Consider the following 15,143-nt stretch of genomic DNA (forward strand, 5'->3'; position numbering starts at 1 on the left):
AACCGCGGTCTGTAGACACATGGACCAGCAGTGCGACAAGACTGCATCAACTGGCGGATATCGCGCAGAATGACGCGCTGGCATCCGCAGAGCTGGACATGACGAACACCGCCGTTTTCCGTGAAGAAACCATCGACCGCGCGCGCATGCAGCAGATCATCCATGCGCATCCGCGTGCAGCGGTGTTCGAATCCTGCACATTGGACGAAGGCGATTTCTCGCGACTGGACATGGACGGTTTCCAGTTCAACCAGTGCTCGCTGGCCGGTGCGCACTGGCTGGCTGCATCGCTGGAAGAAAGCCAATGGCAGAAGTGCCGTGGCGGCCAGTGCGACTTCAGCTCGGCGCAGCTCAGCGAATCACGCTTCGCCGATTGCGATCTCAACAACAGCCACTGGCGACGAGCAACGCTATCCTCGGTGCAGTTCCAGGACTGCAAGTTGACCGGTGCCCACCTGCAGGAAGTGACCGGCTGGGCATTGGAGTTCCGCCACTGCCTGCTGGTGAGCGCCGATCTGCGCGGGCTTTCGTTCCGCAAGGCACGCCTGGAGGGCATGGATTTCTCCGAAGCCGACCTGTCCGGCTGCGACTTCCGCGATGCCGTGTTCAGCGGCGGCAGCCTGCGCAACGCACAGACCCGCCTGACCCGGTTTGAAGGCGCCGACCTGCGCGATACCGATATCAGCGGGCTCAACGTGATGGACGCCAAGCACTTCAAGAAAGCGGTGATATCGCAGCGTCAGGCCGCCGCGGCGCTTGCCGCGTTCGGCCTGATCGTCGCCTAGGCGAGCAGGCGCTCAATCAGCCGCCGATACAGCTCCGGCAGCGCCTCCAGATCGGCCACCCGCACGTTCTCATCCACCTGGTGGATGCTGGCGTTCACCGGCCCCACTTCGATGCACTGGGCGCCCAACGGTGCGATGAAGCGCGCGTCCGAGGTTCCACCACCGGTGCTTTCTTCCGGCGCGGCGCCGGCGAATTCGGCCAGCACCTCACGCGCGACCCGCCGCAGGGTACCTTCCGGGGTATAGAACGGCTCGCCGCTGCGATGCCAGTCCAACACGTAGTCCAGCCCATGGCGATCCAGCAACGCGGTGATCTCCGCCTGCAACCGGTCGGCATTCCAGTGCGGGTTGTAGCGCAGATTGAACATCACCTGCAGCTCGCCCGGAATCACGTTGCTGGCCCCCGTGCCGGCACTGATGTTGGACAGCTGCAGACTGGTCGGCGGGAAGCTTTCATAGCCATCGTCCCAATGCCGGGCTGTGAGTTCAGCCAGCGCCGGTGCAGCCAGATGGATCGGGTTGCGCGCCTTGTCCGGGTACGCCACATGGCCCTGCACGCCCTTGATACGCAGCTTGGCCGACAGGCTGCCGCGCCGGCCGACGCGCAGCAGGTCACCGAGCTTCGCGGTGGAGGACGGCTCGCCGGTGATGCACCAGTCGATGGCCTGGCCGCGTTCGACAAACAGCCTGGCAACGTGGCGCACGCCGTCGATGGCGTCCCCCTCCTCGTCACTGGTCAGCAGCACCGCCAGCGTGCCCGGATGCTGCGGATACGCGGCGACAAACTGTTCGGCCGCCACCACGAAGGCGGCGACGCTGCCTTTCATGTCCGCAGCACCGCGCCCGTAGAGCGCGCCGTCGCGCACTTCCGGTGTGAAAGGATTGCTGCTCCAGGTCTCGACCGGGCCACTGGGCACCACATCGGTGTGCCCCAGCAGCACAAGCACCGGTGCGCCGCTGCCGTGCGTGGCCCACAGGTTGTCGACCTCGCCCAGCCGCAGGTGTTCGCAAGTGAAACCGGCAGCGCCCAGCCGCCCGGCGATCAGTTGCTGACACCCGGCATCATCGGGCGTTACCGAAGGGCGCGCGATCAACGCGCAGGTCAGGTCGAATACGTCGCTCATGGGACCTCGTGCGGAAGCACCCGCGGTGCTTCCCGGTGGTTTGGGTTGCCGTGGCCACGACGGTATGCGTCGCCAGGGCCACGGGGAATCAGGCGATGTTGAAGCGCGCCTTGAAGCCGTTGTCGCTGAAACCCTGGCTCAGCACGGCGTCCCCGGTGATGACCAGCGGACGCTTGATCAGCTGCGGATACTCGCGCAGCAGCAGCTTCCACTCGGCATCGGACTCGGGGGACTTGCGGTTGTCCGGCAGCTGCCGCCAGGTGGTCGAGGATTTGTTGATCAACGCCGCGAAGCCGCCGGCCTTGCCGGCCCATTCCAGCAGCGTTTCCGGCGCGGGCTTGTTGTCGCGGTAGTCGACGAAGGTGTAGGCGATACCGAAGCGGTCCAGCCATCTGGTGGCCTTCTTGCAGGTATCGCAGTTCTTGAGTCCGTAGATCGTGGTCATTGCAGATTCCATAAATTCAGGCAGGTGCACACAGCGCCCGTCGCCACGTACGGGCACTACGGCGGCAGTGTCTCAGTCCGCCAGACCGCGCAGCAGGTCGTTGACGCTGGTCTTGCTGCGGGTCCTGGCATCGACCTGTTTGACGATCACCGCGCAATACAGCGAATGGGTGCCATCCTTGCTCGGCAACGAGCCGGACACGACCACACTGTAGGGCGGGACGTAACCGTAGCTGATCTCACCGGTGGCACGATTGTAGATGCGGGTGCTCTGGCTCAGGAACACGCCCATGCCGATCACGCTGTGGTGGCCAACCACCACGCCTTCGACCACTTCCGAACGGGCACCGATGAAGCAGTGGTCCTCGATGATGGTCGGGCTGGCCTGCAGCGGCTCCAGCACGCCGCCGATGCCGGCACCGCCGGACAGGTGGCAGTGCTTGCCGATCTGCGCGCACGACCCCACCGTGGCCCAGGTATCGACCATGGTGCCTTCGCCGACGTGCGCGCCGATGTTGGTGAAGCTCGGCATCAGCACCACATCCTTGCCGAAGTGCGTGCCGCGACGGGCGATCGCGCCGGGCACCACACGTACGCCGGCCTGGCGGAACTCCGCCTCGCCATAGCCCTCGAAACGCGACTCCACCTTGTCCCAGAACGGCGCAGGGCTGCCGTCGATCACTTCCATCTCATTGACGCGGAAATACAGCAGCACCGCTTTCTTCAGCCACTCGTTGACCTTCCAGCCACCGTGGCCATCGGGCTCGGCGACGCGGAACTCGCCCGACTCCAGACCGTCGATCACCCGGTTGACCAGTGGACGGGTCGATCCTTCGATCTCATCGACGGTCAGCATGGTGCGGCGCTCGAAAGCGCTCTCGATGCTGAACTTCATTTCCGCCACGCCCGGTGCAGGCGGCTTGCGCAGGCTGCGCGGCCCCATCGACTCGATCGCCTTGGGTTTGGCCGGCATCACCTTCTTCACCGCCACGGCGGCTTTCTTGACCGCCTTCTTTGCCGCGGTCTTCTTGACTGCCGGCTTGGCAGACACGGTCCTGGCCGCGGCGGCGGGCTTGGATGCTGCCTTCTTGGCGGCGGGTTTCCTGGTAGCCATCAGTGGGGGTCTCCTGGCGTTCTGTCGGGCTCCAGACAGGCCATCAACGCATCCCGCAATGACTGTCTGGAAGATTCGGTAAGAGGTTGATCATGCCGATCGGTGAGCTGGAACTGGTCCTCGGCGCGCTCACCGAAAGTGGCGATACGCGCGTCCTGGACACTCAGGCACTGGTCGCGCAGCACATGCGCCACATCGGCCAGCAGGCCCGGGCGATCCGGCGCCACCAGATTCAGCACGGTGCGGTTGTGGTCGCGCGACTCCAGGAACTCGATCCGCGGCGCGAAGCGGAAATGTCTGAGCTGTCGCGGCATCACCCGCCGTGACGGCCGCAGGATCTGGATATTGCCGGCCAGCGCCTTGCGCAGTACCGCCTCCAGACGCGCGGTATCGCCATCGGCGAAGCTGCCGACCGGAATCACTTCAAAGGTATCGAAAATGGTGCTGTCCGGGCCGTCCAGCACACGCGCCCGGTGGATACCGTAGCCGGCACGGTCCAGGGTCATCACGATCGCCGCGAACAGACCATCGCGATCGGGCGAATGCACGAATACTTCCAGCGCGTCGCTTTCCGGCATGATCCGGCGCACCTTCACCAGCGTGCCGCCCTTGCGGATTTCAATCAGCGACGCCGCCTGCCACACCAGCTGTTCGGGCCGGAAGCGCACGAAACTCTCATCGGGCATCGCCGCGAACTGGCGGTCGATCAGCGTATCCGGGTGCCCCAGCAGCCGCATCTGCTGACGCACGCTGTCACGCGCTTCCTGCACCCGTTCGGCCTCGGGCAACGGATGCTCGAGGCCTTCGAGCAGTGCGCGGCGCGCGGCGAAGTACAGGTCCGCCAGCAAACGGTCCTTCCACGCGTTCCAGAGCTTGGGGCTGGTGCCGGCGATGTCGGCGCAGGTCAGCAGGTACAGGTAATCCAGGCGGTCGCGCGTACCCACCAGAGTGGCAAATCGATGGATCACGTCCGGGTCGGTGATGTCCTGTTTCTGTGCCGTCACCGACATGCGCAGGTGCTGTTCGACCAGCCAGGCCACCAGTTCGGTATCGGAGCTGCTCAGCCCGTGCTCGCTGCAGAACTGGCGGGCATCGGCCGCGCCCAGTTCGGAATGGTCACCGCCACGACCCTTGGCGATGTCATGGAACAGGCCGGCCAGCAGCAGCAGCTCGGGCTTGCGCAGACGCGGCCACACCTCATGGGCGATGGAAAAGCGCTCGTCGGCCCGCGCCGAAGCGAACAGACCGATATTCCGCAGCACCATCAAGGTGTGCTGATCGACGGTGTAGACGTGGAACAGGTCAAACTGCATACGCCCGGACACCTGCGCAAAGGCGGGAATCCACTGTCCGAGCACGCCCAGCCGGGCCATGCGGGCAAGCGTGTCGACCGCGCGCGGCCCACGCAGCAGGGCCATGAACCGCTCCCTGACATCCGCCTCCACCCGGGTATAGGGCGGAATCTCATCCAGCATCTCGGCCAGCCCACGCGCCGTCATCGAATGCAGACCTCGCACCTCCGGGATACGCGCCCAGCAGGCGAACAGCGCGAAGAGGGAGCGGATATCGCCATGCGGCCACAACGGATCGTCCGCCGACAGATAACCGCGGCGCAACGAGAAGCCGTCGCCGACCGGCTCGGGCGCAGCCTCGCCATCGAACTGCTCCTCGAAGCGCTGCAGCAGGCGGTCGCTGATGCGGCGGACCACCGCCGCGCTGCGGTAGAAGCCCTGCATCATCTTCTCGACCCCCAGGCTTTCCGCGTCGTCGGCATAGCCCATCCGCTCGGCCAGGGTCTTCTGGTAATCAAAGCGCAGGCGCTCTTCCGGACGCTGCGCCACCAGATGCAGGCCGAACCGGAGCCGCGCCAGCACCAGCCGCTCGCGTTTGAGCGCGGCCGCCTCGTCCAGACCGAGATGCCCCAGCCCGACCAGCGCATCGATATTGCTGACGCCGAACGTGCGCAGCGCCATCCAGCCCAGCGTATTGAGATCGCGCAGGCCGCCCGGGCCGTCCTTGAGATCGGGCTCCAGGTTGTCGGCGGTGTCGCCAAAGCGGCGATGCCGCAGCAGCAGCTCCTCGCGCTTGGCAAGAAAGAACTCCCGTGCCGGCCAGATCAGACTGGGCGAAATCGCCCGCGCCAGCGCCTGTTGCGCCGCGCTTTCGGCACACAGCGGCCGCGCCTCGATCAGCGCGGTCAGGACGGTCTGGTCAGCGGCGGCCTGCACGCACTGCGCAGCCGAGCGCACCGCATGGCTGACCGGCAGCCCGGCATCCCACAGCAAGGCGAACAGCCGGGCAAGATCGGCCTCGTGGGAGTGCTGCGCGGCGGTTTCCCCCAGCACCAGCAGATCGATATCCGAGCGCGGGAACAGCTCGCCGCGGCCATAGCCGCCGACCGCGAACAGCGCCAGCCCTGCACCGGCGGGAACACAGCGCAGCCAGGCCTCGCGGATCAGCTGGTCAACCGCGCGGGCGCGCAACGCGAGCAGGCGTTCGACGTTGTCGGCCTGCTCGAAGCGTTTGCACAGACGCGCATCGGTGTGGACAAGTGACTGCCGGGCATCGGCAGCCCACTGCACATCACCGGCAGTCTCTGCCGACGCGTCCAGACTCGGGCCCGTCGGCAGCTGGCTCATTCCTGCGTGGTTGGCGCTTGTTCGGACTCGGCCGGCGACAAGGTCAGCACCTCGACACCGTCCTCGGTCACCGCGATGGTGTGTTCCCACTGCGCCGACAACTTGCGGTCCTTGGTGACCACCGTCCAGCCATCCGGCAGCACCTTGGTGTGGCGCGCGCCTTCATTGATCATCGGCTCGATGGTGAAGGTCATGCCCGGCTTGAGCACGACCCCCTGGCCCGGCCGGCCGTAATGCAGCACCTGCGGCTCGTCGTGGTAGACCTGCCCGATGCCATGGCCGCAGTACTCGCGCACCACCGAGAAACGCTCGGATTCGGCGTATTCCTGGATCGCGTGACCCACGTCGCCCAGCGTCGCGCCCGGCTTGACCGCACGGATACCGCGCCACATCGCTTCGCGGGTGGTTTCCACCAGGCGCCTGGCCATCACCGACGGCGTGCCGACGTAGTACATGCGGCTGGTATCGCCGTGCCAGCCATCCTTGATGACGGTCACGTCGATATTGATGATGTCCCCGTCCTTCAGGACCTTGGCCTCGCTCGGAATGCCATGGCAGATGACGTTGTTGACCGAGGTGCACACGGTCTTGGGAAACCCGCGGTAACCCACATTGGCCGGAATCGCACCCTGCACGTTCACGATGTGCTCGTGGCAGATGCGGTCCAGCTCCTCTGTGGTGACACCGGGCTTGACGTGGGGGCCGATGATGTCCAGCACCTCGGCCGCCAAACGGCCGGCGATGCGCATCTTCTCGATTTCTTCGGGGGTTTTCAGTTGGATTGCCATCCGCCGATTATCGCCCATTTGACGCCAAACGCTGAATTCCTGACTGCTGCAACGGCGCCTGGACCAGCGGTACGCTGTCTCATCGCACGCGGACCGCGCCCCCGCCGTGCCAGCAATCCGGCGCGCGACGGCGATACCGGCGCCCTGAACGGGGGAAAGCATTCCCGCACCGCAGCCGGTGCAGCAATGCCCCGAACCCCGGGCGCATCGCACGGGCACGGACCCGGTCATTTGCGGGAAGCCCGCCATGCCCCTTATACTCCCGCAGCTGCGCCAGGCCCGGTGCCTGCAAAGTACGCCCACACCGAGCGCCATTCGGTGAATCCACACCTGTCGCCCCCATCCGTGCCGGGGTGCCCTGATCTGTCAGGGTTCGGCCACGGAGGCGCCAGGGAAGCCCAACCCCGGAACCTATCGCGCAGTGCGCGCCGCCTTCTCACCTTTCCTTGGCGGCAGGTTCCCTACCAGGAGTTTTGCAATGCCCCAGGTCACCATGCGTCAGATGCTGGAAGCCGGCGTCCACTTCGGCCACCAGACCCGCTACTGGAACCCCAAGATGGCTCCGTACATCTTCGGCGCCCGCGGCAAGATCCACATCATCAACCTGGAAAAGACCGTTCCGCTGTTCAACGATGCGATGAACTTCATCTCGTCCGTTGCCCAGAAGCGCGGCACCATCCTGTTCCTGGGCACCAAGCGCAGCGCCCGCGACTCGATCAAGGAAGAAGCCGAGCGTTGCGGCATGCCGTTCATGAACCAGCGCTGGCTGGGCGGCACCCTGACCAACTTCGCCACGGTGAAGAAGTCGGTGGCCCGCCTGAAGGAACTGGAAGCCGGCGAAACCGACGGCACCTTCGACAAGCTGGTCAAGCACGAAGTGCTGGGCCTGCGTCGCGAGCGCGACAAGCTGGAAGCCTCGCTGGGCGGCATCAAGGACATGAACCGTCTGCCCGACGCCATCTTCGTCATCGACATCGGCCACGAAGACATCGCCATCAAGGAAGCCAAGAAGCTCGGCATCCCGGTGATCGCCGTGGTTGACACCAACTACAACCCGGAACTGGTCGATTACGCCATCCCGGGCAACGACGACGCCATCCGCGCCGTGCAGCTGTACGCCCGCGCCGCCGCTGACGCCGTGCTGGAAGGCAAGGCCGCCGCTCCGAACTCCGCCTCGGTGCGCGAGGAAGAGTTCGCCGAAGCCGCCGCTGCCGAAGAAGCCAAGCCGGCCCGCCGCGCTCCTGCCAAGAAGACCACCAAGGGCGACGAGGCTTCGGCCTGATCCCCACGTGGGCGCGCCCGCCGCGCCCACCTCCCTGTACCGGCGCACCCGCTGCGCCCGGCACTGACAGGGTCGCGTAACAACGGCCGGCAATCATTGCCGGCCTTCCCCTTTCTATTCGTGAGGTAATCCCATGGCTGAAATCACCGCCTCCCTGGTCAAGGAACTGCGCGAGCGCACTGGCGCCGGCATGATGGAGTGCAAGAAGGCTCTGACCGAGAACGACGGCAACATCGACGCCGCCGCCGAATGGCTGCGCAAGTCGGGCCTGGCCAAGGCCGACAAGAAGGCTGACCGCGTCACCGCCGAAGGCCGCATCGCGGCGGCACAGGACGGCAACAAGGCCGTGCTGGTGGAAGTCAACTCCGAGACCGACTTCGTCGCCAAGGACGCCAACTTCATCGCCTTCATCGACGCCGTTGCCCAGGCTGCCCTGACTTCGGGTGCCGCTGACGCCGAAGCCCTGAAGTCGGCCAAAATGGCCACCGGCGAAACCGTCGAGGAAGCCCGCGCTGCCGCCATCGCCAAGCTCGGCGAGAACATGCAGATCCGTCGCCTGGCCCGCATCGACACCAGCAACACCGTTGCCGCCTACATCCACGGCGGCCGCATCGGCGTGCTGATCGAACTGGCCGGCGGCAACGACGAGCTGGCCCGTGGCTTGGCCATGCACGTGGCCGCCATGAATCCGCCGCACAACAAGGCTAGCGATGTGCCGGCCGAGTTCGTTGCCAAGGAAAAGGAAATCGAGCTGGCCAAGATGTCCGACAAGGAAAAGGCCAAGCCGGCCGACATCCTGGAAAAGATCATCTCCGGCAAGATCAACAAGATCGTCAACGAAGTGACCCTGTACGGCCAGCCGTACGTGCTGGACACCAACCAGTCCGTCGAGCAGGTGCTCAAGGCCGCTGGCGCCGAAGTGATCGGCTTCCAGCGCCTGGTGGTCGGCGAAGGCATCGAGAAGGTGGTGGAAGACTACGCCGCCGAAGTCGCCAAGGCGATGCAGGTCTGATTCCGGCCCGCACCTGATGTCCAGAAGAAGCCGCGGCCCTCCGCGGCTTCTTTTTTGTCCGACCCGAACGGCCGCCACACCCGCAAATCCGCGCAATGCCAGGCAAAAATGTGATGTATCTGCTTTCTTGGCGAGGCGCATGTATTCTTGGGCATCTGCTGACCGCCCTCATGACATGTCACCCGAGCTGACCAACACGCTATCTCTTTGCCGAAACCTGCCCTCGCCGCCGGCCATTGCCCTGCGCATCATCGAGCTGGCGCAGGATCCGGAAACCGATATCGCCACGGCGGCGGACGTCATCGCCCTGGACGTTGCCCTGAGCGCGCGCATGATGCGCATCGCCAACTCGCCGCTGTATGCCAGCCGGCGCCGGATCGAGAATCTGGGCCAGGCACTGACCATGCTCGGACTCAATGCCACCTTGCAGCTTGCACTGGGTTTTTCACTGTCCCGCGCATTGCGCGAGGAAAGCCGCGAACCGCAACTGCTGGAGGCAACCTGGCGGCGCAGCATCCTCAGCGCCCTGGCCGCCCGCTTCCTCGGACTGGGCTGTGGCGTGCGCCGGATCGAAGAACTGATGCTGGCCGGCCTGCTGCAGGACGTCGGCATCCTTGCCCTGCTGCAGGCCCGTCCGGACAGCTACCCCAACCTGCTCGGCACGGCCAGCAGCAACGACGAACTGCTTGCCCGCGAGCGCGCGGTACTGGACTGCAGTCACGCCGATATCGGCGCGCAGCTGTGCGAGCAATGGCACCTGCCACGCTACCTGGTCGAGGCCATCGCCCACAGCGAGCCGCCCGCCATCGCGACCGACCTTTTCGAACGCTGCGTCGCCCTTTCCGGATGCGTCGCCGAGATCTGGCTGAGTGATGACGCCGATGCCGCGCGCACCTATGCCCTGCAGCGGGTACATGCCGAGCTGCAGATGGACAGCCCGCGCTTCGAGCAGGTGCTGCAGCAGATCAGCCAGATGCTGCCGGACCTGAGCGCCCTGTTCGACACCCCGCCCCCGACTTCCGCCCGCGTGACCCAGCTGCTGGAACACGCCAGCGAACTGAAGGAACTGCGCAACCTGCGCGAGCTGCAGGACGCCTCCTCCGCACGCCGGCGGGCCGACGACTTCGAAGCGCAGGCACGCCGCCTGGGCGAGCAGGTCCACCTGGATGCGCTGACCGGGGTGCTGAACCGGCGCCAGCTTGAAGCCGTGCTGGAACAGGAGTTCGCCCGCGCCGCACAGCTCGACCGCCCCCTCTCCATCGCCTTCATCGACCTGGATGACTTCAAGAAAATCAATGACCTGCACGGCCATTTGATTGGCGACCAGGTCCTGCAGGTGTTTGCCGGACAACTGCAGGCACAACTGCGCAGCAGCGACACGATCGCCCGCTTCGGTGGCGAGGAGTTTGTGGTCATCTTCCCCGGCACCAGCGAGCAGCTGGCCGTGGAAGTGATCCGCCGGGTGCTGCTCAACATCGCGCACATCCCGATGATCGAGGTCGAAGGCGCTCCCGTGCATGTCACCTTCTCCGCCGGCGTGGCCGCCCATGGCGACTACGAACGGTTCGTCGATGTGCAGGAACTGCTCAAGGCCGCCGACGACGTGCTGTACCGCTCCAAGACCCAGGGCCGCAACCGCGTCAACGCGCGGGCACCGGCGCCCTCCCCCACCGCCTGCTGAACCGGCAGGGGGCCATCTCCGGAATTTACGCCGCATTGCAACAACACCTCTGACTTGGAACCGCCGCTTCCGTTAGAATTCACGCGTTTTCCAGCCCTGTGAGACCGCCATGTCCAAGCTCGCCTACCACCGCATCCTTCTGAAACTTTCCGGGGAGGCGCTGATGGGAGATGAGGACTACGGCATCGACCCCAAGGTCATCAATCGCCTGGCACATGAGGTGATCGAGGCCCAGCAGGCCGGCGCGGAGATCGCGCTGGTGGTCGGCGGCGGCAACATCTTCCGCGGCGCCGGTCTTGCCGCTGGCGGCATGGACCGCGTCACCGGCGATCACATGGGCATGCTGGCCACCGTGATCAACGCCCTGGCCATGCAGGACGCGCTGGAAAAGGCCGGCGGCAAGGCGCGCGTGATGAGTGCGATCAAGATCAACGACGTGTGCGAGGACTACATCCGCCGCCGCGCGATCCGCCACCTGGAAAAGGGCCGCCTGGTGATCTTCGCCGCCGGCACCGGCAACCCGTTCTTCACCACCGACTCCGGCGCCGCACTGCGCGCGATCGAGATCGGTGCCGACCTGCTGCTCAAGGCCACCAAGGTCGATGGCGTCTACGACAAGGACCCGAACAAGCATGCCGATGCCGTGCGCTACGACAGCCTGACCTACGACCGCGTGATCAGCCAGGGCCTGGAAGTGATGGACACGGCGGCGTTCGCACTGGCCCGCGACAGCGACCTGCCGATGCGGGTGTTCGACATGAGCCAGCCGGGCGAACTGCTGAAGATCCTGCACGGCGAGAACATCGGCACACTGGTCCACGGCCGCGACGCCCACTGACCTTCTCACAACCGGTTCCGGTCCGGTGGGTGCGGGGTTTCGCCTATAATCGACCGGTTCAAGAAACATCAAGGATTCGGCGATGATCAACGAAATCAAGCAAGATGCGCAGGCGCGCATGGCCAAGAGCATCGATGCTCTGCGCCACACCCTCACCACCATCCGCACCGGCCGCGCATCACCGGCCCTGCTTGAAGGCATCAAGGTCAAAGCCTACGGCACCGATACGCCACTGAACCAGGTGGCCAGCATCAGTGTGTCCGAAGGCCGTTCGCTGGTGATCACCCTGTTCGACAAGAACATGATCAAGGACGTGGAGAAAGCCATCTACGCCTCCGACATCGGCATCACCCCCACCACCATGGGCACGGTGATCCGCCTGAACCTGCCGCCGCTCACCGAAGAGCGCCGCCGGGAGCTGGCCAAATCGGTGGGCAAGGAAGGCGAGGAGACCAAGGTCGCCATCCGCAACATCCGCCGCGATGCCAACCAGGAAGTGGCCAAGCTGCTCAAGGACAAGACCATCACCGAAGATGACGACCGTCGTGCACAGGAAGACATCCAGAAGCTGACCGACAAGGCGATCAAGGACATCGACGAGGTGGTCAAACTCAAAGAACAGGAACTGATGGCGGTCTGACCCGTGCCATCCGTCCTGCCCAGCGGCACACCCGCAGCGCGTCTGCCCGGGCACATTGCCATCATCATGGATGGCAATGGGCGCTGGGCGCAGCAACGCCGGCGACCGCGCATGATCGGTCACCGCGCCGGCGCCCGTGCGGTCAACCGCACCATCGACTTCTGCCTTGAGAACGGCATCTGCGGCCTGACCCTGTTCGCGTTTTCCAGCGAGAACTGGGGCCGGCCGAAGGAAGAGGTCGATGCCCTGATGAAGCTGTTCCTCGGTGCGCTGGATCGCGAGGTGGATGAACTCCATCGTCGCGGTGTCCGCGTGCGCTTTATCGGGGACCGGACCCGCTTTGGCAAGGGCATCCTCGAACGCATGGCGCGTTCGGAACAGCGCACGCTCGACAACACCGCGATGACCCTGACCATCGCCGCCAGCTATGGCGGACGCCAGGATATCGCCCACGCCGCACGCGCACTGGCCGAACAGGTTGTCGCCGGCACCCTCACCCTGGACCAGATCGACGAGCAGGCGCTTGCGCGGCATGTCGCACTGGCCGACCTGCCGCCGCCGGATCTGTTCATCCGCACGGGCGGCGACACCCGCATCAGCAATTTCCTGCTCTGGCAGCTGGCCTATACCGAACTGTGGTTTACCGACGTGCTGTGGCCGGACTTCGATGCTGGCGTACTCCAGCAGGCGATGGACGACTATTGCCGCCGTGAACGGCGCTTTGGCCTGACCAGCGCCCAGATCACCGCCGCGGCAACGGAGACCGCAATCCCATGACCAAGACCCGAGTCATCGCCGCGCTGATCATGGCCCCGGTGGCCATCTGCGCGATCCTGCTGCTTCCCACCCAATGGCTGGCAGCTGCCGCGGCACTGGTGTTTCTGACCGGGCTGTGGGAATGGCTCAAGCTCACCCATGTCGACGGCCTGCCGCGCACGGTCCTGCTGGTGCTGAACCTGCTGCTGATGGTGCTGCTGGTGTGGGCCTCGGCCGGCAGCACGGTCCTGTTCCAGCTGGCCACGCTGGTCGGCGTCGGCTTCTGGCTGCTGGCACTGCTGTGGCTGCGGTTTTTCAACTTCGGCGCGCATGAGGAAAGCGGCTCGCGCACCCTCAAGCTGGCCGCCGCGACGCTGGCCATCATTCCGGCCTGGACTGCGCTGGTGCTGATCCATGCCGGCGAGCCCAATGGCAACCGCTGGCTGCTGACCGCACTGGCAACCGTCTGGGCCGCCGATTCCGGCGCCTATTTCGCCGGCCGCACGTTCGGCAAGCACAAGCTCGCCCCACGCATCAGCCCGAACAAGACCATCGAGGGTCTGCTCGGCGGACTGCTGGCAGGCCTGCTGGTGGCCGGCGTATTCGGCTGGATCGCCGGCGTGCAGGCTTCGCAGCTGGGCGGACTGATGCTCGTCGCCGCCATCGCCGTACTGGCCTCGGTGCTGGGTGATCTGTTCGAAAGCCTGCTCAAGCGTCATGCCGGCGCCAAGGACTCGGGCAACGTGATCCCCGGCCACGGCGGCGTGCTGGACCGCATCGATGGCGTCCTCGCTGCCTTGCCGGTGTTCGCGCTGGGCAAGGAAATCTTCGGTTTCTGATATGTCCTTGACCTCTTTTCCGCGCCAGATCGCGATCCTCGGCGCCACCGGCTCGATCGGCAGCTCCGCGCTGGACGTCATCGCCCGGCATCCAAGGCAGCTGCGCGCCAGCGTGCTGGCCGCCGGCAGCAATGTCGACGCCCTGATCGCGCTGTGCCGGACGCACCGCCCCGATCACGCCGCCATCGCCGATCCGGCGTTGTACGCGAGGCTGCGCGACGGACTGGCTGCCGCCGGCCTCACCACCGAGGCCCACGCCGGCGACGACGCCATTGATGCACTGGCGGCCGGCAACACCTGCGACACCGTGGTCGCGGCGATTGTCGGGGCCGCCGGCCTGTCCTCGACCCTGGCCGCCGCCCGGGCCGGCAAGCGCCTGCTGCTGGCCAACAAGGAGTCGCTGGTGCTGGCCGGCGAGCTGCTGACCCGCGAAGCCGCCGCTGCCGGGGCCGAGATCATCCCGATCGACAGCGAACACAACGCGATCTTCCAGTGCCTGCGCTCATGCGATGCACGCCTGGAAGCCGGTGTGCGCCGGATCATCCTCACCGCCTCCGGTGGCCCGTTCCGTGGCCGCAGCCGTGCCGAACTGGAAGGCGTGACCCCGGCCCAGGCTGTGGCCCATCCCAAGTGGTCGATGGGGCCGAAGATCTCGGTCGATTCGGCGACGTTGATGAACAAAGGCCTGGAAGTCATCGAGGCGCACCACCTGTTCAACATCCCGGGCGCGCGCATCGATGTGCTGGTGCACCCGCAAAGCCTGGTGCATTCACTGGTGGAATTCATCGACGGCTCCACCCTTGCTCAGCTCGGGCTGCCGGATATGCGCACCACCCTGGCGGTCGGTCTGGGTTGGCCGCAGCGCATCGAATCGGGCGTCGCCGGGCTGGACCTGCTCAGCCAGGGCCGGCTCGATTTCGAGGCGCCGGACCTGGACGCCTTCCCCTGCCTGCGCCTAGCCTGGCAGGCCATGGACGCCGGCGGCAGCGCCCCGGCCATCCTGAACGCGGCCAACGAGGTGGCGGTTTCAGCCTTTCTTCAGGGCCGTATAGGCTTCCTGTCGATTCCCGCGCTGGTGGAGCACGCCCTCTCCACCCTGCCGTACGTGGCGGCCGATACACTGGACGCCCTGCTGGCAGCGGACGCGCAATCCCGCCAGATCACCGAAGCCGCCATCGCCCGCCTGCCGCATGTCTGAACC

Annotated in this window: 14 protein-coding genes; 9 read left to right on the forward strand and 5 right to left on the reverse strand. The window is 65.8% G+C overall.

The genetic code is table 11. From position 1 onward, the window contains the following. Nucleotides 1-98: 98 nt before the first annotated feature. Nucleotides 99-785 carry a pentapeptide repeat-containing protein gene (locus ARC78_RS04050; RefSeq protein ID WP_054657177.1) on the forward strand — a complete coding sequence of 229 codons (687 nt, stop codon included), beginning with the start codon at nucleotides 99-101 and terminating at the stop codon, nucleotides 783-785. Here the strand turns inward: ARC78_RS04050 and dapE are convergent. From dapE to map, 5 genes are all read right to left on the reverse strand, one after another. Next, nucleotides 782-1,909 (reverse strand): succinyl-diaminopimelate desuccinylase, encoded by a 1,128-nt coding sequence (gene dapE / locus ARC78_RS04055; RefSeq protein ID WP_054657175.1) that lies wholly within the window; start codon nucleotides 1,907-1,909, stop codon nucleotides 782-784. The two genes, ARC78_RS04050 and dapE, sit on opposite strands and share 4 nt — an antisense overlap. An 88-nt stretch (nucleotides 1,910-1,997) precedes the next feature. Continuing rightward, entirely contained in the window at nucleotides 1,998-2,354 is a 357-nt protein-coding gene (locus ARC78_RS04060) for a Spx/MgsR family RNA polymerase-binding regulatory protein (RefSeq protein WP_054657173.1), read from the reverse strand. A gap of 72 nt (nucleotides 2,355-2,426) precedes the next feature. Next, nucleotides 2,427-3,467: a 2,3,4,5-tetrahydropyridine-2,6-dicarboxylate N-succinyltransferase gene (dapD, locus tag ARC78_RS04065; protein WP_057505794.1), complete on the reverse strand. Its 1,041-nt coding sequence runs from the start codon at nucleotides 3,465-3,467 to the stop codon at nucleotides 2,427-2,429. After that, the gene (locus ARC78_RS04070; RefSeq protein WP_054657171.1) at nucleotides 3,467-6,106 is read right to left on the reverse strand and encodes a [protein-PII] uridylyltransferase; all 2,640 of its coding nucleotides are present in this window, start codon (nucleotides 6,104-6,106) and stop codon (nucleotides 3,467-3,469) included. Before ARC78_RS04070 ends, dapD begins: the two co-directional genes overlap by 1 nt. Next, on the reverse strand, nucleotides 6,103-6,894 hold the full coding sequence (gene map / locus ARC78_RS04075; protein WP_054657187.1) for a type I methionyl aminopeptidase: 792 nt from the start codon (nucleotides 6,892-6,894) through the stop codon (nucleotides 6,103-6,105). The genes ARC78_RS04070 and map overlap by 4 nt, the downstream gene beginning before the upstream one ends. 478 nt (nucleotides 6,895-7,372) lie before the next feature. Here map and rpsB point away from each other — a divergent pair, with 478 nt between their 5' ends. The 8 genes from rpsB to ARC78_RS04115 all read left to right on the forward strand — a co-directional run bounded on the left by rpsB (nucleotide 7,373) and on the right by ARC78_RS04115 (nucleotide 15,140). Further along, nucleotides 7,373-8,176: a 30S ribosomal protein S2 gene (rpsB, locus tag ARC78_RS04080; RefSeq protein WP_054657169.1), complete on the forward strand. Its 804-nt coding sequence runs from the start codon at nucleotides 7,373-7,375 to the stop codon at nucleotides 8,174-8,176. 133 nt (nucleotides 8,177-8,309) lie between these two features. Continuing rightward, a complete protein-coding gene (tsf, locus tag ARC78_RS04085; protein WP_054657167.1) occupies nucleotides 8,310-9,188 on the forward strand; it encodes a translation elongation factor Ts in 879 nt (292 codons plus the stop codon). A 175-nt stretch (nucleotides 9,189-9,363) separates the two neighbouring features. Beyond that, on the forward strand, nucleotides 9,364-10,869 hold the full coding sequence (locus tag ARC78_RS04090) for a GGDEF domain-containing protein (protein WP_054657165.1): 1,506 nt from the start codon (nucleotides 9,364-9,366) through the stop codon (nucleotides 10,867-10,869). A gap of 109 nt (nucleotides 10,870-10,978) precedes the next feature. Continuing rightward, complete coding sequence (gene pyrH / locus ARC78_RS04095; protein WP_057505795.1) at nucleotides 10,979-11,707, forward strand: UMP kinase; 729 nt, start codon at nucleotides 10,979-10,981, stop codon at nucleotides 11,705-11,707. Nucleotides 11,708-11,789: 82 nt separating this feature from the next. After that, nucleotides 11,790-12,347, forward strand: a complete 558-nt coding sequence (frr, locus tag ARC78_RS04100; protein WP_054657163.1) for a ribosome recycling factor — start codon at nucleotides 11,790-11,792, stop codon at nucleotides 12,345-12,347. 3 nt (nucleotides 12,348-12,350) lie between these two features. Beyond that, nucleotides 12,351-13,124 (forward strand): polyprenyl diphosphate synthase, encoded by a 774-nt coding sequence (gene uppS, locus ARC78_RS04105; RefSeq protein WP_083468365.1) that lies wholly within the window; start codon nucleotides 12,351-12,353, stop codon nucleotides 13,122-13,124. Then, a complete protein-coding gene (locus ARC78_RS04110; protein ID WP_054657161.1) occupies nucleotides 13,121-13,942 on the forward strand; it encodes a phosphatidate cytidylyltransferase in 822 nt (273 codons plus the stop codon). Before uppS ends, ARC78_RS04110 begins: the two co-directional genes overlap by 4 nt. A 1-nt stretch (nucleotide 13,943) precedes the next feature. Further along, the gene (locus tag ARC78_RS04115; RefSeq protein ID WP_057505796.1) at nucleotides 13,944-15,140 is read left to right on the forward strand and encodes a 1-deoxy-D-xylulose-5-phosphate reductoisomerase; all 1,197 of its coding nucleotides are present in this window, start codon (nucleotides 13,944-13,946) and stop codon (nucleotides 15,138-15,140) included. Nucleotides 15,141-15,143: the final 3 nt, after the last annotated feature.

It is taken from the genome of Stenotrophomonas pictorum JCM 9942, assembly GCF_001431585.1.
GTDB classification, from domain to species: domain Bacteria; phylum Pseudomonadota; class Gammaproteobacteria; order Xanthomonadales; family Xanthomonadaceae; genus Stenotrophomonas; species Stenotrophomonas pictorum.